The 15,243-nt window shown below is 62.9% G+C and carries 11 protein-coding genes; 7 read left to right on the forward strand and 4 right to left on the reverse strand.

The features are described 5' to 3' along the window. The first annotated feature begins 904 nt into the window (after nt 1-904). The 4 genes from IWX62_RS15575 (at nt 905) to IWX62_RS15590 (ending at nt 4,656) form a co-directional block, all read left to right on the forward strand. On the forward strand, nt 905-1,777 hold the full coding sequence (locus IWX62_RS15575) for an NmrA/HSCARG family protein (protein ID WP_196842331.1): 873 nt from the start codon (nt 905-907) through the stop codon (nt 1,775-1,777). Between the two features lie 138 nt (nt 1,778-1,915). After that, nucleotides 1,916-2,446 carry a UBP-type zinc finger domain-containing protein gene (locus IWX62_RS16380; RefSeq protein WP_333483473.1) on the forward strand — a complete coding sequence of 177 codons (531 nt, stop codon included), beginning with the start codon at nt 1,916-1,918 and terminating at the stop codon, nt 2,444-2,446. Beyond that, nucleotides 2,443-3,696, forward strand: a complete 1,254-nt coding sequence (locus IWX62_RS15585; protein ID WP_196842332.1) for an NAD(P)/FAD-dependent oxidoreductase — start codon at nt 2,443-2,445, stop codon at nt 3,694-3,696. The genes IWX62_RS16380 and IWX62_RS15585 overlap by 4 nt, the downstream gene beginning before the upstream one ends. A 396-nt stretch (nt 3,697-4,092) precedes the next feature. Continuing rightward, the gene (locus IWX62_RS15590; RefSeq protein ID WP_196842333.1) at nt 4,093-4,656 is read left to right on the forward strand and encodes an NADPH-dependent FMN reductase; all 564 of its coding nucleotides are present in this window, start codon (nt 4,093-4,095) and stop codon (nt 4,654-4,656) included. Between the two features lie 282 nt (nt 4,657-4,938). Here the strand turns inward: IWX62_RS15590 and IWX62_RS15595 are convergent, their stop codons facing one another. The 4 genes from IWX62_RS15595 to IWX62_RS15610 form a co-directional block, all read right to left on the reverse strand. Then, entirely contained in the window at nt 4,939-6,432 is a 1,494-nt protein-coding gene (locus tag IWX62_RS15595) for an MFS transporter (RefSeq protein WP_333483474.1), read from the reverse strand. An 80-nt stretch (nt 6,433-6,512) separates the two neighbouring features. Continuing rightward, nucleotides 6,513-7,052, reverse strand: a complete 540-nt coding sequence (locus IWX62_RS15600; RefSeq protein WP_196842334.1) for a TetR/AcrR family transcriptional regulator — start codon at nt 7,050-7,052, stop codon at nt 6,513-6,515. 330 nt (nt 7,053-7,382) lie between these two features. Beyond that, nucleotides 7,383-8,975, reverse strand: a complete 1,593-nt coding sequence (locus tag IWX62_RS15605; RefSeq protein WP_196842335.1) for a helicase HerA domain-containing protein — start codon at nt 8,973-8,975, stop codon at nt 7,383-7,385. Further along, entirely contained in the window at nt 8,976-10,484 is a 1,509-nt protein-coding gene (locus tag IWX62_RS15610) for an SCO6880 family protein (RefSeq protein ID WP_196842336.1), read from the reverse strand. A 330-nt stretch (nt 10,485-10,814) separates the two neighbouring features. Here IWX62_RS15610 and IWX62_RS15615 point away from each other — a divergent pair, with 330 nt between their 5' ends. The 3 genes from IWX62_RS15615 (at nt 10,815) to istB (ending at nt 15,080) form a co-directional block, all read left to right on the forward strand. Beyond that, nucleotides 10,815-12,242, forward strand: coding sequence for an IS1380 family transposase (locus IWX62_RS15615; protein ID WP_196842337.1), 1,428 nt, complete (start codon nt 10,815-10,817; stop codon nt 12,240-12,242). 499 nt (nt 12,243-12,741) lie between these two features. Next, complete coding sequence (gene istA / locus IWX62_RS15620; RefSeq protein ID WP_312883904.1) at nt 12,742-14,280, forward strand: IS21 family transposase; 1,539 nt, start codon at nt 12,742-12,744, stop codon at nt 14,278-14,280. Next, nucleotides 14,277-15,080 carry an IS21-like element helper ATPase IstB gene (istB, locus tag IWX62_RS15625; RefSeq protein ID WP_196842339.1) on the forward strand — a complete coding sequence of 268 codons (804 nt, stop codon included), beginning with the start codon at nt 14,277-14,279 and terminating at the stop codon, nt 15,078-15,080. Before istA ends, istB begins: the two co-directional genes overlap by 4 nt. Nucleotides 15,081-15,243 lie beyond the last annotated feature (163 nt).

Raw genomic sequence — 15,243 nt, forward strand, 5'->3', positions numbered from 1 at the left:
GCCCCACCAACGAGCCCAAAACCACAAAATCACCCGAAGCAGGAATCAACCGCCAGCGCAGCGACCAAACCGACGATCATGAAAAATCCGGGCTAGTGTCCGATTCTTTCGAGACCCCGACGGATCTCGGCCATAGGTTGGGTTCATGATCTTCAAATACTCCATTGTGAAGAGCCAGATTGTCGGATACGTGGGAGACCTCAACGGATGCCTCGTGGAGATCTGCTCCCCAATCGAGGGCTGACCTCTTGTCCCTGACCAACGGACCGTGGACTTCCTCGTCGGGCAGATGGTCGACGAGGAAGTCCACCGCCCGGTAAATTTCAGTGAGGACGCCATCTGGTGTGACGGCAAGACAGTCGCTGTAGTAGCCAATGATCAGCTCTAGGTGAAGGCCGCACCCGAAGGACGGGAACTCGCCGCGGACGCGGAGGAAGTGCTGGCCTAGCCGGGAGCGAAACTATCCTTGCTCATAGACTCTGAACGCTGGGAAGACGTGTCCTGGCTCGCAACGCTCATCAGGGTCACAGCCGACGCTATTCCTCCTCCCCGACGATGAACGCGCTGACTATTTCTGTTCCTCCGAGTCCTCCAGTGGGCAGCCCCGGGGGTGTACTCGGCGCAACACATCGGAGGAGTAACTGCCGCACGCATAAGGCACCCTCCTAGCGAATTGTGAGCGATTGCTTGCGATGACTAAGGCGAGGCGGACTGCGATTGATGACGCTATGGACAACTCGATCAGATAACTCTCACTGAGGTCTTGACCGTGGGTCTTGCCCGTCGTAACGTCAATGCACGTTCTCGACAATGGCAGCGACTTTGAAGTCACAGATCCGCCGCCGTTTACGAACTTGTCGGTAGGTAACTCGACGACACCAGCACTGCTACCAGTAGGAACGATATGACTGACGCGATGCCCCGCCTGATCGCTGTTTTCGGCGCCACTGGACAGCAGGGAGGCGCCGTCGTCGACGCTCTCCTCAATGCCGGGGCGACCGTCCGCGCCCTTGTCCGCCAGCCCGAATCTGCAAAAGCGTTGGCCCTCGCTGGCCGCGGCGTTGAACTTGCCCACGCTGATGTCACGGACACTGCCACCCTGGAGGCGGCACTGACCGGGGTGGACGCATTTTTCTTCATGACCACGCCCGGCTGGTCCGCAGACGGTCTTGAGAAAGAAACTGCTCAGGGTATTGCTCTGGCCGCCGCCGCGGCCTCGGTCGGCGTCCCGCTTACCGTGTTCAGCTCTGTTGGCGGCGCGGAGCGCAACTCCGGCATCCCACACTTCGAGAGCAAGCGCCGCGTCGAGGAGCACATCGAGCAACTTGGCCTGAACGCGACGATCGTCCGCCCGGTGTTCTTCATCGACAACTTCACCTTCACCGGCCCGAGTATCGAGAACCGTGAGGTCGTAGTCCGCCTCCCGCTCCCGGACGGCATCCCGCTGCAGATGATCGCTGTCCGCGACGTCGGCAGGGTCGCAGCGGCGACACTGCTCGGCGCAGAGATCCCCGGTGGAAGCATCGAGATCGCCGGCGATGAGCGAACCGGCACCGAAATCGCTACCGCGATCGGCCAGAAGATGAACCTGCCCGCCCGATACGAGGCACTGCCCGTCGATGTCCTCGGCGACAACGAAGACTCGAAGGCCATGTTCCGCTGGTTCGCCAACCTGCCCGCCTACCGGGCCGATCTGACTGGGACCCGCAGGATAGTCCCCGATGCCCTCGACCTTCCCGGCTGGCTCGAGGTCACCGGCTGGACCCCTTCCGCCTAACCACAAACCAAGAAAAAAGAGCACAGAGGATATGGCACATTTAGGCGCCGGTAAAGGCGCACTCGTTACTGGGGGCGGCGGTGGAATCGGGCAGGCAGCTGCTAAAACATCGCCGCTCTCGGGGCGAAGGTTCTCGTCGTGGACCTCGCCGAAGAAGCCGCCAGAGTTACTGCCGAGGCGATCGGGAACCGCGACCTCGACTACTTCGCTGCTCATGTGCGCGCACCTGATTGGCCTTTGGCTCGGGGCAACCGGATTCGGGTGGTTGGAGCTCAGAGCCAGCTCGAGGCATGGTCAGCCCGTGACCTTCAATCCATCGCCAATATTGCTACGCCAGCCGTCCCCGAATTCCTGAAGGAGCAAACTGTGCCGACCTGCACCCACTTGGACACGATCGTTGAAGTCACCCCGAGCGATGATGGATGCCACGACTGTCTGCTGACCGGCGGCCGCTGGGTACACCTGAGGGTATGCCAGGCCTGCGGCCACGTCGGCTGCTGCGATAGCTCCCCCAACCGACATGCAACCGCACACGCGAGCGTTGCCGACCATCCGGTTGTCAGGTCTTTCGAGCCCGGAGAGGACTGGTTCTTCTGCTACCCCGACAGCCTCCTGTTTGAGCTCGGGGGCGCCGCTCCGGCGCCATCGCACAGCGTGGGCCGGCGATGAACGCTACACCGCTCACCAGTCCGGCCACGCCTGGCGCGGCACAGGGCCTACCAGCGGGCGGGGGTACTGGTCGAGTCGTGGTCACCGGGGGCCGGCACGCGTACCCGTTGCGGGACTTCCTGACCCGTAACGATGTCAATTTCGTCTACCTCGACGAGTCGGATAGCCAAGACGCCATCTGTGTGCTTCCGGACGGAACCCGGCTCACCAACCCAAGCATCGTCGAACTCGCCCGGGGACTGGGACTGCTCCGGGCGCCTCGTCTAGATACCTACGACCTCGTGATCGTCGGCGCCGGTCCGGCGGGCCTGGCCGCGGCCGTGTATGCCGCCTCCGAGGGACTAAGTACGGCCGTCTTGGAAAGTGAGGCCTTCGGCGGGCAAGCGGGAACAAGCAGTCGGATCGAGAACTACCTGGGGTTCCCGGACGGCATCAGCGGTGCTGAGCTCGCCGGGCGGGCCCGCTCCCAGGCGGAGCGGCTCGGCGCGGATCTCCTGCTGGCGCGCGAAGTCGTCAGCGGAGGCGAGCGGGACGGGCGGCTTTTGCTGAACCTGGCCGACGGCGCTCAACTGGCCGGGCGTACCGTGTTGAGTGCCAGCGGTGTCGACTGGCGCCGTCTGGATGCCCCCGGGATCGACGGGCTCCTGCACGCGGGCGTGTACTACGGGGCGGCGTCGAGCGAGGCTCCGGGCACGCGAGGCAGGGACGTGTTTGTGGTCGGAGCTGGGAACTCGGCCGGTCAGGCCGCCGTGAATTTCGCCGAATTCGCCCGGTCGGTGACCCTGCTGGTACGCGGGCAGGACCCCGCTGCCAGGATGTCCGCATATCTGCTAAACCGTTTGAAGGCCACCGACAACGTCACGATCCTCACCGGCGTCAGCATTACGTCCGTCGCTGGTGACAACTGGCTCCGTGAAATCACCTACCAAGACCGCGAACGCGGCGCCGTGACCGTTGAGGCCCACGCGCTGTTTCTCTGCATCGGAGGCGAGCCGCGCACGCAGTGGGCCGTCGACGACCGTCTGGCCCTGGACCCGGCAGGCTACCTGTTCACCGGTGACGACCTACCAAGGCCGCTGGTGGACCTGGGTTGGCCGCTGGGACGCGACCCTTACCCGCTTGAGACAAACCGACCGGGTCTCTTCGTGGCGGGCGACGTGCGACACGGCTCCACCAAACGTGTAGCCACCGCGGTCGGTGAAGGTGCCATGGCGGTCCAGTTAGTGCACCGGTACCTTGCACGAGAATGAACCCCGGAAGGTGGCTACCCGCTCGTGGACCCGGTCCTGAAATCGTGCGGGCGCTGGCCGCACCGGCGGTCACGGGTTCGCCCTGAAGCGGTCAGGTCGCTCTAGTCGCTGTGGCTATCGTGCTTTCCTCGGGCCCGGCAGAGTCATCCCTCCAAAAAGTCGATGTGACTGTGACAGGTTTGGGTAGCCCCATTTGAGGTCCTCCGCGGACCGCGATACCAACTTCCCATCCCCACGGTGTGCACCTTGGAGCGGCGATGCCTGCCGTCGGCACTCCCTTGAACGTTGCGGCTTGAGGGTGCCCGACCACGGACTTTACTTGAATGTTCATGCGATGCGTTTTATTCTGGGTATTCTGCGAACGTTCAAGTCATACCGAGAGAAAGTCCCGCGCCCATGAGCGACCTGAAGATCGCCGTCATCCTTGGAAGTACCCGCCCCGGTCGCAACGGGCAGGCTGTGGCCGAATGGGTGGTGGAGAAGGCCCAGGCTCGCACCGCTACCTATGAGCTGGTTGACCTCCTGGACTACCCGCTCCCCCACCTCGATGAGGCGCTGCCGCCGTCGATGGGCCAGTACGAGCACGAGCACACCAAGACGTGGGCCGCCAAGATCGCCCAATATGACGGGTTTATCTTTGTCACTCCGGAGTACAACCGCTCGACCTCCGGTGTGTTGAAGAACGCCATCGACTACTTGTACGCGGAGTGGAACAACAAGGCAGCCGGCTTCGTCTCCTATGGCTCACTCGGCGGCGCCCGTGCGATTGAGCACCTGCGCGGCATCAGCGCCGAGCTGCAAATCGCCGACGTTCGTCAACAGCTCTCCTTTTCCTTGTTCAACGACTTCGAGAATTTCTCCACTTTCAATCCCGGCCACCAGCACGACGGTGCCGTTGCGGTCCTGTTCGATCAGCTGGAGGCGTGGGCCGGAGTGCTCAAGCCGCTACGTTCGGTTTAGAGCCCCCGGCGTGAACGTCGTCGCCCGGCCTGTTGATACCTGCTGTCGCGGAAGCCAACTTTTGGCAACCCTAGGTGAGGCCCGGGTTGGCCTCCTCAGTGGCTTGTGAAAGCCCCTTCTGTGCAGAAGATTCATAGGCGGAAGGCAGTCTTGACCTCGCGCGACTTCTGACGAGCGATGTCAACAGACCCACTGCACATCGACGATAAGTGGCACAATGAACGGCCGTGGGCTTCCCTTGTCATCCGGAACCGAGCGGGCCGGTTCCCCTTATTAGGTGTGTTACGGGGTGCCCGTGTCTTCGGTGTGTGGGGTGGCGCGTAGCACGAAGAGGGCTAGGGCGGCGCAGATCAGGAGGATGCCGAGGGCTACCCAGCTGGTGGTGTGTACTGCTTGGGTGAATGCCGTCCGTGCGAGGTCGATTAGTGTCTGAGCTGAATTGTCTGGGAGGTCGGCGGCGGTGGTGAGTGCGGAGCTGATACTTTCGCGGGCATTCTCGCGGGTCGAATCGGCTTGTGGAGTGTTGGTGAGTGAGCTGAAGTCCAGTCCGGCGCGGTAGGAGGCTGCGAGGATGGTACCTAGGATCGCGGTGCCTAGTGCTGTTCCGAGTTCGTAGGCTGTTTCCGAGACCGCTGAGGCTGCTCCGGCGCGTTCCGCTGGGACGGCACTGACGATTGTGTCGTTGGTCAGGGCGACAACGACTCCGAGGCCTGCTCCGACGAGGATGAACGCTGTCTCGAAGAGGAGCGGCGTACCGGCTACGGGCACCTGAGTGAGGAGGAAGAACCCGCTGGCCGCCAGGAGGAGTCCCGTTGCCACCAACCTGTGTAGTTGTATCCGTTGGACAAGGGGGGCAGCGAGGAGTGATCCGAGGAGTGAGGCGATCATGCCGGGAAGCAGCGCGAGCCCGGCCTCGAGCGGTGCGAGTGCCAGCACGAGTTGGAGGTATTGCGACCCAAAGTACAGCAGTCCCACGAAGGCGAAGATGGTCAGCAGGTTGGTCAGGACGGCCCCGGAGAACATCCGGTTCTTGAATAGGCGCATGTCGAGCATCGGGTGGGTTAGTCGTTTTTGTCTCCGAACGAAGACCGTTCCTGCAAGGAAACCTGCCGCCATGATCATCAGCAGGAGCGTTGAGGGCCCTTGTTCGACGATGTTTTTGATGCCGTAGACCACGGGCAGGACCGCCGCGAGTGAAAGGATCGCGCTCCAGACGTCGAAGTGTCCTGGGTCCGGATTCTTCGATTCAGGGATGGTCCAGGGTCCGGCGATCAGCAGTAGGGCCATCACTGGAATGTTGATGAGGAACACTGACCCCCAGGGGAAGTGTTCGAGCAGTATTCCGCCGAGAATCGGCCCTGCCGCTGCCCCGCCGGCAGCCATGGCGCTCCAGACGCCGATCGCTAGGGTGCGCTGGCGCGGGTCGGTGAAAATATTTCGGATCAGTGAAAGGGTCGACGGGAGGAGGGTCGCTCCTGCGATACCAAGAAGTGCACGTGCTGCGATAAGCAGCTCCGCTGTCGGAGCGAATGCGATCAGGGCGGAAGCGGCACCGAAGCCGGCGGCGCCTATCAGGAGCAGCCGACGCCTGCCGATACGGTCACCCAGTGTTCCCATCGTGACCAGCAGTCCCGCCAAAACGAAGGAGTAAATGTCTACGATCCAGAGCATCTGGGTCGAGGTCGGTTGCAGATCTGCGCTGATGAACGGAATTGCCAGGCTGAGGACCGTCCCATCGATAGCGATCAGGAGTACGGCCAATGCAATGAAAACCAAAGCTGCCCACTCACGCCGTCCGGCCCTCAGCGGATTCTTCGGACTGATCGGATCTAGTGGATCACTTGGCTGGCTGCCGCTCACGATTCACCCCTGGCTGCGATGGCGAGGATGCTCTCGCTGACCAGTCGTGGAACGTCCGCTTCAGCCACGGTCTTCAGGCGAAGACCGTCCGCGGCGCCCACGATGAGCCAGGTCAGGGACTGGGCAATCCACTCGGCAGGTAAGTCAACCCGAAACTCTCCTCCGGATTGGCCGCGTCTGATTAGATCCTTGATCTCCTCATCCGCTGCGTCCGCAGCGAGGAGGATCTCCGATTCAACACGCTCCGACAACGGTTGAAGTGCGAGGAGACCGTACCGTGGTGCCAGTTCTGCTAATGCCCACGCAAGGCGGCGCAAAGCAATCGATGGTCGGTCCTCCCGCAGTGTGGAACCCGCCACAACATCCACATAGCTCGACACAGCCTGCCTGGACAGTTCTCGGACCAGTAGGTCTCGGGACGCGAAGCGCCGGAATAGCGTCGCCCGCCCGATACCTGCACTCTCCGCTATCTCATCCATCGTCGCCGCAGGCCGCAAAGCCAACAAACCCATCGCACTGTCTACCAATGTATCCATCGTCATGAGACTCACAATACCCGAATGAGACGTAAATGTCTCACACTTGGGTTTCATGATCATTGAAATGGGCCGTGTCCTGGACTTCTCGGGGGCGGTCAGCCCAGCGCCGGCTGTCGTCACCTCAGGATGGTCACGCCATCCAACTCGCGTCCGAGGTGTCATTAAAATGACTTGTCCGCACAGTGGTTGATACCGGCTGGACAACCTAGTTGACTTGATCAGAAGATTGTCCGTCAGGCCACACTTGATGTGACCCGTTACCGATGTGTCTGTCGGTGAGCTGAGCTGCCGCAGTGATTTCAGGGGTACCGATACGGTTCGGTGCGCTCAAGCTGGTACTCCATCCGTTGGCGTGGGGACTGGCGTTTCAGCGAGTAGTGGAGCGTCCTCAGGGGTGTCATGCCAACGCTTATTTGTGTCGTTGAGTTTCGCTTCAACGCTGGTTAACCCGATGTGGACGGGGATACCGGGGCGTCCGCCTACTTTGATGAGGAACTTTCCCCGCCCAGGTGGTTCCACGTCGATTCCGCGTGAGTCCCATGCGGGAGGGTCTTGCCAGGACACGAGTTTTTGCTGTTCCTGCCGTGAGAGTGGTATTGCTTTGGTTAGCAACGCCATTTCGGAGGCTGGGAGGCCACCGCAGATGACCATGCCCGAGCGTTCCACAAATCCTTGTGCTTTCATCCGGTCCTCTTCGGCGGGCAGGGCCAGCAGGTCACTCATGGTGTGGGAGATCATTACCTGTCCGACACCGACAGAGCGGTTTAGGCGGGTGAGTGCGTCTACTCGGTCCACCATGCCTTTACCTGCGCGTAGTGCCCGCCACAGCTCATCAAGGACGACGAAGTAGTGACGGCGAGGCTCTAGCCCGGCGTCCGCTAGGGCGTTAGCGACGTTGACGGTGCCGAACCCGTAGGACCAGCACGCCAGCAGCACAGCGGCTTGGAGGTCTGTTTCCGTTTCGTCGATGGAGGACACATCGAACACCACGGCCCGGTCTCGTTGCATGGGGTTGGTGGTGTGCTGGGAGAAGATTTCCCCTAACTTGCCGCCACCGGTGAGGCCCAGCAGGGTTGCCTCCAGTGCACGGGTCTCAGCCTGATAAAGCTCCCAGTTGCCCCGGTCGAGGGCGACCTGTCGCAGCTCATCCGGGCCGGTTTGGATGACGGCGAGCAGGTCCCCCAGGATGGGGACACCTTTGAAGTGTTCATCGAGCCGGCGCAATCCACGGTCGAGGATGGTTTGTTCCTGATCGGTCGGCGGCTGATTCCGGCTGATCGTGATGAGTGCGACGACCATGTTAAGGCGCCGTCCGTGAGCGTCAGCACGGACCCGCACGGCAGCATCCTCGTGGCCTTCGTCCTCGAGGAGCTGCGCGACTTCAATAGCTTGCCCAGGGTCGAGAATGTTCAAGTATCCGCGGCCTCGGCCGAGGGAGATCACTTGCCCGCCAGCAGCCCGCACCAGGTCAACGTGTTCACCCTTCAAATCCCCCAGCACAAGAGGGTGGACACCTTGTCCGGCGAGGCCGAGCATCATCCGGCGGACCAGTGTGGACTTCCCCAGCCCCGGTTTGCCGAGGATGAATGCTGAGGGGTTGGAGATCAGTTGTGCTCGTTGGAACCAGCTGATCGGGTCGCAGCAGACCGTGGCCTGAGTTTCTTCATGCCGCCCAATCGGGACACCGATCATGGGTGAGGATGTACCGGAGGAGAACGGCCACAGTCCGCACACCTGCACTGTCGTTCCCCGGTACTCGCGCACCGAAGGAACCAAAGCCGCTGCGCCGCCGCCACGGCCACGCCACCCACGCGAACCAGGTATCTTCTCCCGGATCGCAGTGGCTTTCTTCTGCTTCTTCTTTTTCGCCTCCACAGGGACGGCATGGTGCTTACTTTTCTGGATTTTCATGCGCGCCATTTAGAGTGCCTCCCTGATCTCTGAGGGCAACATGACGTGCTTCGCCAGGACCAAACCGATCGGCAGGGACGCAGCGAACGCCGTATCTTGCGACCCGTAAGCGCGGCGCAGGAGTAGCCGTGCAGCACCCGAAGTCTGTTCAATGGCAGCAACCGCGTCAGGTAGCCGCTCCAGGCCGTTGACCGTGGCCGTGACGACGAGGCCGAAGTTCACCAGCCCCGCCCCCTGAGCTTCTTCCGACGCGGTTTGAGCTGCTGATCTGGCATCGACCAGGGCACGGGCTGAGGGACGGTTACCGGAGGTAATGCGGACGTTGGCATTGTTCTGATCCCGTTCGACCAACTGCGCCGCGCGGGCTGAATCCATCGGGCGGTAGAGCAGGGTGACGCGTTTGCGGTCCACATCACCGTGCGGGTCGAGGAGTTTGGAGAGCACGTCAGCGTGGACAGATCCACGAGGGGCACTGGTCATGGTCCACGACGCCGAATACGCGCCTTCGTGGCGGTAGCTGTCCCAGTTCGTTTGAGCGCCGGAGGGGCCAACCTCACCCCAGCTGAGTTCTACCGGGTGCCCGGCAGCGTGAGCCTCATCAATGACCAAAGCGGCGGGCGGATCGTAAGCGACCCGGACGACCTCGCAGAGTTCCTGTGCAGCCATAGGGCGGGCAATACCCGCCCCCGTGGCCTGCAAGCGCTGAGAGAGGCCCGGGAGGCGGGAGGCGAGATCCTTAGCAACTTCCTCAGGTTCGCGTTTCCGGGAACCGAAGCGCATGTTGGCGTTGAACGTGAGGGTGATCCACGCCCGGACGGTTGCGGAGCCTTCCGGGTAAGTGTCGATGACCTCGCGCAGCATTTCCTTAGCAATCTCTGGCGCGTTTTCGTCAATGTTCATGGTCACTTCGTTGCGCAGCCGGTACCCCGAATCCGGGGCCGTCTCCACCGTGACCGAGGCCGCTTCAATTCCGGCTTCATCACCCAATGCGGAGATCCAGCCGCCCCAGTTCGATACCCACGCGTCAACCTGTTCGGGATCGACCAGTGACGCGCCGTCCGGTTCGGTGGAGAAGATCACCGTGTAATGTCTGGTGGTCGGCATGTGGAGCATGGCGAACGGGCGATTGTAGGAGTCCTGAAACTCATACAGCCGCGACTTAGCGGCAATACCGGGCAGCTGGTACATGCCCCACGAGGTGACGCCGAGAGGCCCGGAACGGTACAGGTTCGTCCCCTTCCGGCGGGAGCGCTTGAACGCCGCCCGACCGCCGGCCCGATCCACCACGGTCATGCCGTGCTTGTCCTTGATGGTGAGCAACACCAAGCCGATACCAAAGACGCCCATCACGCCGAGGCCAACAAAGAGGTTCCAGATCGCGAAGGAGATAATGCCGAACACCAGGCCGACAAGGATCAAACCGGTGCCGATGGCACCGAAGTTTCTCAGTCCTGCTGAGCGGGGAACCCGCCAATTTCCGTAGGTCGGTTGCTTGTACTCACTTACTGTTGCTGCCACTTGGACCATCCCCCGCTGCTTCCTCTGTTACTTGCTTTACTGCTTGTGCGCCCTTAGACGCGGCAGCCACGGCTGCACCCGTAGCCGCACCCGCCGGACCTGCCGCAGCACCAGCCTTCGCGCCCGCCGCAGTACCGGAAGCACCCCCACCGGCTGCTGTGCCACCACTGGCTGCTGGTCCGCCGCCCGTAGGGCTACTGCCGCTGCTAGCCCCGTGGTTTCATCGGATGGCCGTTGAAGGGCGTGTTTAAAAGGCGAAAAGGTGCTCTGACGAGGGAAAATAGTGGTGTCTAAGCCAATTTATCCCGGTCGTGAAGGAGCACCTTTTCGATGCACCACTTTACCCCCGTTTTTCCGTCGGTTCCCGTTATTTTCAGTGGCCAGTCGCTGATTTCCCATGCCGGAGTCAGCGTCCTGACCGGCTTCATAGACGCCCTGGGTTTCGGCAGGCTGTGCGAGGACAGGCTTGGCCAGTTTGTTCCCTCCGGTGCGAAACACCGTCCAGGCCGGCTGGTGGGGTCCCTCGCGGCGATGCTTGCCGCCGGCGGGGAACACGCCTGTGACCTGGACATCCTGCGATCCTCACCCGGAGTCTTTGGTCAGCTGCCCTCGAACGCGACCGTCTCGCGGTTCTTCGAACGCACCGTCACGAACCCCGAGCTGTTCAGCTACGGGTTTGAGACCCTGACCCGGGAACTGCGCACCCGGGCCTGGAACGCTGCAGGGAGCCGGAACCCTGTCTTGGCCGCGACGGCTGCGGATCCGCTGATCATCGACATCGACGCGACCCTGGTGACCTCGCACTCGGATAAGGAAAAAGTCGCCGGAACCTACAAGGGTGGCTATGGGTTCGCCCCGTTCATCGCCAGCGTCGATTACGGTACCGATAAGGGATCCGGGGAAATTCTCGCCGCGGTGCTACGGCCAGGGAGCGCCGGAGCTAACAGCGCCGAGGACCATATCCGGGTCTTCCACACCGCCGCAGCCCAACTCCCCGAGGAGTTCTACGACGAGACCGGGGCGCTGGCCGGGGAAAAGATTTTGGTCCGCACCGACAGTGCCGGAGCCTCGAGGAAATTCCTGTGGCATCTGCACAACCTGGGCGTGCAGTTCTCGACCAGCTACACCCTGCCGTTCGGCAAAGCACACATGATCGAGTGGATCAGCGACAAAGAGTACTGGCAGCCAGCCCTGGACCAGTCCGGAAACGACCGGGCCGATGCGTGGGTCATCAACGCCACCGACGTCATCGCGCTCACCGATTATCCGCCGGGCACGAAACTGTTCCTGCGCGCCGAGCCGCTCCACCCAGGGGCCCAGCCCACCTTGCTCGACACCGACGGGCACCGGATCACCGCGTTCCTGACCAACTCGCCCCGCTGGCACGGACCGTTCCTGGATGCCCGGCACCGTGCCCGCGGGCGGTGCGAGAACCGGATCAAAACCCTGAAAAACACCGGCTTGGGCAAGCTGCCGTTCTTCGACTTCGCCGCGAACCAGGCCTGGGCCAATATTGCTGCGCTGGCCTTCAACCTGGTCTCTTGGCTCCAGCTCTCCGCCCTCCCGGATGGCCATCACGCCAAAGCCTGGGACATCAAACGCTGGCGCTACCGGCTCTTCGCTACCGCCGGGAAAATCATCACCCGCGCCCGCCGCAAACAGCTCCTGCTCCCGGAATCAGCGCCCGAGAAAGACCTCCTGAAACTACTCCTGGAGAACACCGGGCGTCTCAAACAACTCATAGGTTCACCGGGCTAAGCCTGGAACCTATCCTGACCCGACGATAAGCTCCTCACCGGAAGTGGAACCGGCGCCAACCCCAAGCGAACCAACGGGGCAACTCCACGCTGCCGGAAACAGAAACACCCTCCGGCCAACCCACCGGCACGAAACAGCAACCGATCACCAACAGTCATGAAAAATCGAGGCTAGGTGTTGGGGTATTTCCCCCGCCACCGCCGCTGCTGCCGCCGGTTGCTTTGCTTGCCCCGCTAGACGCCGCTGCAGCCTAGGGCGTGTCTCCTTATTGTTCGGTGAGGTCTTTGGGATGCTGGTGGTATGTCACGTACTGCTGTTTTGTCGGATGCTCAGTGGGCTCGGATTGAGCCGTTGATGCCAAGTGGGTATGGCACTCTGAAATGGCCCCACTTAGGGGACTTTTAGCCGTTTGAAGTGGCCCCACCCTCGACCCGCCCGTAGCGTTCTTTTTGTCGGCCAAGACGAAGAGATCGGAACGGGTTTGAAAGAGAGATCGAGAGTGAAGCAATTCGAGCGTATCCGCCTTGATGCGAGGGATAAAGATATGTCGGTCAGAGAGTTGGCACGGGTGCACGGCGTTCACCGCCGTACCGTCCGGGCCGCGTTGGCGGAGGCCACGCCGCCGGCACGGAAGACGCCGGAGCGGAAGGCTCCGAAGCTGGGGCCCTGGGAGGACACCATCCGGGCCTGGTTGACCGCGGACCAGAAGTCACCGCGCAAACAGCGCCACACGGCCCGCCGGATCTGGCAGCGGCTGGTCGATGAACACGGCGTCGTGGTTGCCGAGTCCACGGTCGCCCACGCTGTGGCCAGGATCCGCCGCGGGCTCGTCGACACGCAGGCTGACGTCGCGGTCCCGCAGACCCACACCCCGGGCGGGGAAGCCGAGGTCGATTTCGGCGAGTTCCAGGCCGTGATCGGCGGCGTGCAGGCGAAGCTGTTCATGTTCGTGATGCGGCTGTCCTACTCCGGACGCGCCGCGCATGTGGCCTACGCGAACCAGTCGCAGGAGTCCTTTCTGGACGGGCATAACACCGCGTTCGAACGCTTCGGCGGGATCCCGGCCAAAATGATCCGCTACGACAACCTCAAACCCGCTGTCACCACCGTGATCCTGGGCCGTGAACGGCTGGAAAACGAACGCTTCATCGCCCTGCGCTCCCATTACGGGTTCGACTCGTTCTTCTGCCTGCCCGGCATCGACGGCGCCCACGAAAAGGGCGGCGTCGAAGGTGAAGTCGGCAGGTTCCGCCGCCGCTGGCTGACCCCGGTTCCGGAGTTCGATACCCTGGCCGGGCTGAACGCGTATATGGCTGGCTGCGATGTCAAAGACGACCACCGCGTCATCACGGGCCGCCCCGTCACCGTCGGTGCCGCGGCAGCGGAGGAAGCCGGCATGCTTCGGCCGTTGCCGGCGGACACGTTCGAGGCCGCCTCGACGTTCTCGTTCAAGGCCGACCACAAGTCCCAGGTCTGCGTCCGCCAGTCCTACTACTCGGTCCCGGCCCGCTATGCCGGGCGCCGGGTCAGCGTCCGGCTCGGTGCCCGCACCATCGAGATGTTCGCCGAAGGCGCCCGGATCGCGTCCCACGTCCGGGCCATCCACAAGTATTCCTACGTCCTGGAACTGGACCACTACCTTGAGGTCCTCACCCGCAAACCCGGCGCCCTGGCCGGGGCAACAGCGCTGATGGCCGCCCGCGCCTCCGGGGCCTTCACCGGAGCCCACCAGAAATACTGGGACAGGGCCCGGGCCGCGCTCGGCGACAAGGCCGGCACGAAGGCCCTGATCGAGGTCCTGCTGATGGCCCGGACCCTGCCGGCCGCCGCGGTCACCGGCGCCATGGAGAACGCCGTGAGGACCGGGGACTTCGACCCCGATCATCTGGCCATCCACGCCCGTGCCAGCCAGAGCTTCCACCACGTCCCGGCGGCGCTACCTGATGAAGTTTCCGGACGGATCAGGCACCTGCCCGACCGCTGGGAGCCCTCGCTGGCCGGCTATGACGGGCTGCTGGCCGCGGCGGGCAGCCGATGAGCGCCGGGCAAGGACCGTCCATGGGCCAGCTCAGTGAGCCCGCCGCCGCGGCGGCGATCGGCGCAGCCTGCAAAACCCTGTATCTGAGAGGCACCGCGCAGGTCGCCGGGTCCATGGCAGCCGAAGCCGCCCGGCAGCGCCTCAGCCACCAGGCCTACCTCGCCGAGGTCCTGACCTATGAATGTGAGGAACGCGATAACCGCGCCCGGGCCCGGCGGATCAAGGAAGCGAAGTTCCCTCGCAGCAAACGCCTCGAAGACCTGGACCTGGCCCAGATCCCTGACCTGCCGCCGGCGACCCTGACACACCTGGCCACCGGCGCGTGGATCGATGCCGGGGAACCACTGGTACTCCTCGGCAATTCCGGGACCGGGAAAACACACCTGCTCATCGGCCTGGGCATGGCCGCCGCCGAGCAGGGACGGCGGGTCCGCTACATCACCACGGCCGCGCTGGTCAACGAACTCGTCGAGGCTGCCGACAACAAGGAGCTATCAAAGCTGGTGGGCAAATACGCGCGCCTGGATCTCCTTTGCCTCGATGAGGTCGGCTACGTCAAGCTCGATACCCACGGCGCCGAGCTTTTGTTCCAGATCATCACGGCCAGGGAAGAACGGGCGTCCATCGCCTGCGCAAGCAACGCCCCGTTCAGCGAGTGGGGCCAGACGTTCACCGACCCGCGCCTCGCGGCGGCGGTCGTGGACCGGCTGACCTTCCGCGGCCACATCATCAACACCGGCACCGATTCCTACCGGCTGAAAACCACCCAACAGACCATCAACAAGTCCCGGCAAAACTGACCGGAACACCAACAGGGTGGGGCCAAAACAAGCGGTGAACCCGGGGCCAAATCAACTTGCTATTCCCAATCATCTCTGCGACGGGAAAATGCGGCCGTTGGCGATGCTCATCGGACCGGGCCAGGGCGGGGACTCACCAATGTTTCCGCTCTTGCTCGATGCG

The sequence above is a fragment of the Arthrobacter sp. CAN_A1 genome (assembly GCF_015751665.1).
Taxonomy (GTDB): domain Bacteria; phylum Actinomycetota; class Actinomycetes; order Actinomycetales; family Micrococcaceae; genus Arthrobacter_D.